Source organism: Sulfuricurvum sp., from assembly GCF_023229695.1.
Lineage (GTDB): Bacteria > Campylobacterota > Campylobacteria > Campylobacterales > Sulfurimonadaceae > Sulfuricurvum.
On the sequence record NZ_JALNYS010000035.1, the window covers coordinates 1 to 3,634 of the forward strand.

General features: G+C 46.0%; 3 protein-coding genes. All 3 read left to right on the forward strand.

Translation table 11 applies throughout. The annotated features are described in order from the left end of the window. The coding region (locus M0P91_RS14950; RefSeq protein ID WP_295069259.1) for an ATP citrate lyase citrate-binding domain-containing protein at positions 1 to 907 on the forward strand (907 nt) is incomplete at its 5' end. Positions 908 to 917: 10 nt separating this feature from the next. Then, positions 918 to 2,735, forward strand: a complete 1,818-nt coding sequence (locus M0P91_RS14955; protein ID WP_295069262.1) for a citrate/2-methylcitrate synthase — start codon at positions 918 to 920, stop codon at positions 2,733 to 2,735. Positions 2,736 to 2,873: 138 nt separating this feature from the next. Then, a complete protein-coding gene (locus M0P91_RS14960) occupies positions 2,874 to 3,497 on the forward strand; it encodes a Tfp pilus assembly protein FimT/FimU (RefSeq protein WP_295069265.1) in 624 nt (207 codons plus the stop codon). Positions 3,498 to 3,634 lie beyond the last annotated feature (137 nt).

Here is a 3,634-nt window from a genome sequence, read left to right on the forward strand (position 1 = left end):
ACAAGATGTCCTTTACCTAGCTGCAGCAGGCGGTCTGGAAGTAGAAGAGGGGTGGGACGAAAAAGTTAACGAAGTAGCGATCCCGATCACGATGAGCGATGCGGACATGGTACATGCAATTCGCGCAAATATTCCGGCGGACATTCCGGCTCAAAATCGTGAAACGTTTGCATCCTTTGCGATTCAGTTTTTTAAATTTTACCGCGATTTGAACTTTGCTTACCTTGAAATTAACCCGATCGTTATGTTGGCGAACAACGAAATGGCAATCCTTGACCTTGTCGCACGTCTTGATGACACAGCGGGCTTTATGATGGGCGAAGCATGGTGCGCAGCTGAGTATCCGACGGCGTTCGGTATGGAAGATCAGTCTCCGGAAGAGAAAGCAATCGCGGAAGCGGACTCAAAATCGGGTGCTTCCTTGAAATTGACCATCCTTAACCCATTGGGACGTATCTGGACCATGGTTGCGGGTGGTGGAGCATCGGTTGTTTATGCTGATACGATTGCTGATCTTTCGGGTAATGTTACAGATTTGGCTAACTACGGTGAGTATTCCGGCGGACCGACGACGGGTGAAACTAAGTTTTATGCGGAAACCGTTCTTGACTTGATGACACGTCATAAAGATGCTCAAGGGCGTGACAAAATTCTTATCATCGGCGGAGCGATTGCCAACTTCACCGACGTTGCCAAAACGTTTACCGGTATCATTCAGGCGTTTGAAGTGTATGCGGAGCGTATGAAAGCGCATAACACACGCATTTATGTACGTCGCGGAGGACCGAACTATGAAAAAGGTCTGAAAGACATCAAAGAAGCTGCAGACCGTTTGGGTCTTTATATCGAAGTTTATGGGCCAGAAACACACGTAACCGACATCGTGCGTATGGCGCTTGAGAAGTAAGGAGAAAAATATGGGTGCTCTATTTACCAAAGATACACAAGCGATTTTTTGGAACAACAACGCTAGCGCTATCCAGCGTATGCTGGATTATGACTATGTCATCAACCGCGAAAAACCGTCGGTAGCGGCGATCGTTGCTCCGACATCGGGTAACAAATTCGAGAAATTTTTCTACGGTCCGGAAGAGATTATGGTGCCGGTTTTCCGTAACACGACGGATGCGGCTGCCGCGTTTCCAAATGCGGACGTTTTATTGAACTTCGCCTCTTTCCGTACTGCGTACGATGTGACGATGGAAGCAATCGCGATCAAAGGTCAATTCAAGTCGGTCATGGTTACGGCAGAAGGTATTCCTGAGCGTTTAGCGCGTAAAATGAACCAAGCGGCGCGTGATGCAGGCGTTATCGTGATCGGACCGGCAACGGTCGGCGGTATCGCACCGGGCGCATTTAAAATCGCCAACGTCGGCGGAACCATTGAGAATATTGTCAATTCTAAGCTTCACCGTGCCGGTTCATGCGGACTTGTAACCCGTTCCGGCGGTTTGTTCAATGAGCTCTCCAACATCATCTCGATCAATGCCGACGGTATTGCCGAGGGTGTGGCAATCGGCGGTGACCGGTTTGTCGGTTCGGTATTCATCGATAATCTTCTTCGTATGGAGAGCAACCCTGAGGTTAAATACATGGTTCTTCTCGGCGAAGTAGGGGGTACGGAAGAGTACAAAGTGATCGAAGCGGTCAAAAACGGCCAAATCAAAAAACCGATTATCGCATGGTGTATCGGTACGATCGCGAAGCATTTCAGCTCAGGGGTCCAGTTCGGTCACGCGGGTGCTTCGGCAAATGCGGATGCGGAGACGGCTGCGGCAAAAAATACGGCGATGGCAGAAGCGGGTATCTACGTACCGGCAAGTTTCAATGACCTTCCGCACAAAATTGCCGAAGTCTATGTGAAATTAACAGCCGAAGGTGTCATTACGGCGATTGAAGAGCCAGCGCTTCGCACGGTTCCAAAAGTCCGTCGTAAAAAAGAGTTCATTTGTACGATTTCTGATGACCGTGGTGACGAAGCAACCTATGCCGGTTATCCGATCAGTTCTGTGGCAACTCCGGAAACGGGTTTCGGTATCGGTGATGTTATTTCACTCCTTTGGTTCAAAAAACGTTACCCGAAATGGGCGACTGAGTATCTTGAGACGGTTATTAAAACCGTTGCCGATCACGGTCCGGCCGTTTCGGGTGCCCACAATGCAAAAGTTACCGCACGTGCCGGTAAAGATGTTATCAGTTCATTGGTAACGGGTCTTTTGACTATCGGGCCACGTTTCGGTGGTGCGATTGATGATGCGGCACGATATTTCAAATACGCAAATGACCGTGGGATGTCTCCGGCTGAATTTATCGATTACATGAAAAAAGAGGGTAAAACCATCTCCGGTATCGGTCACCGTATCAAATCGGTACGTAACCCGGATCTTCGTGTATCGGGATTGAAAAAATATGCGGCTGAGCACTTCCCAAGCACTCCGTTGCTTGATTTTGCACTTGAAGTTGAAAAATTGACGACGTCTAAAAAAGACAACCTTATCTTGAACGTTGACGGTACTATCGGTATCTTGATGGTCGATATGTGGCGTGCTCTTGGATATTCCGAAGATGAGATTGACGGCTTCATCGATGCGGGTGCTTTGAATGCATTCTTCGTCGTAGGTCGTTCTATCGGATTTATCGGCCACATCTTGGATGAAAAACGTCTGGGTATGCCGATGTACCGTCATCCGACTGACGACATCCTCTATAACGTCGAACTCGCAGACGAAATCTGATTTTCCCTCAGTTTTCCGCTTTCGCGGAAAACCGCTCTCTTCAGCTACTATTTACTTTAAAATTCACTTTATTTACTTTTTTTTAATACTTTCGTTATAATCGTATGATCGATGAAAATTTGTTTTCAGGTTGAAATTATGAAACGATTGGCTTTTACCCTCCTCGAACTGGTTTTTGTAATTATTGTGATCGGGATTTTGGCAGTTTTAGCAATGCCGAATTTTAGTTCCAATCCCCTGCAACAAGCAGCGATGCAAGTTGCAGAGCATATCCGCTATACGCAACATTTGGCTATGGTTGATGATAAGTTTGATCAAACTGATCCGACTTGGTGGCAAAAACGTTGGCAGATGAGGTTTCCTCATACTACTATTAATGGAATAAAAGTATATTATTATGAAGTTTTTTCGGATGACAATAAGGCAGGTAATTCTAATTTAAATGAAGAAGCAGTGGATCCATTAACCGGGCAGACAATTGGAGACGGTGTGACGGCTGTAGCTACTATACCAGACACTTCGCTTGTTAATTTGACAAAGAGGTTCGGTGTTACAAGTGTAACCGGTACATGTGTGCTCGGGGGTGCCTATCGAACGATTGCTTTTGACAATCTAGGGCGTCCTTATTTGGATGTATATACCGACATCTATTCAAATGTAGTTCCCGCAGGCGGTTGTACTATAGTTTTAAATCATCCTGATGGTACTGCTACAATTACGGTTCAAGAAGAGACAGGATTGGTTTCAATTTCATATCCTTAATATATGCAAAAGGGAAAAATGAAATTTCTTTCGAAAACCTCTTGACATTTCATAATATTTCCCCTATAATTCCCGTCCACAAACGCTGATAGGCCTTGAGTTAAGGTTTAGAGTTTGAGTTTGCGATCATTGAAAAC

What these genes read in the sequence shown, in the direction of transcription:
- M0P91_RS14955 (WP_295069262.1), top strand. Translation starts at nt 918, where the DNA reads ATGGGTGCTCTATTTACCAAAGATACACAAGCGATTTTTTGGAACAAC.
- M0P91_RS14960 (WP_295069265.1), top strand. Translation starts at nt 2,874, where the DNA reads ATGAAACGATTGGCTTTTACCCTCCTCGAACTGGTTTTTGTAATTATT.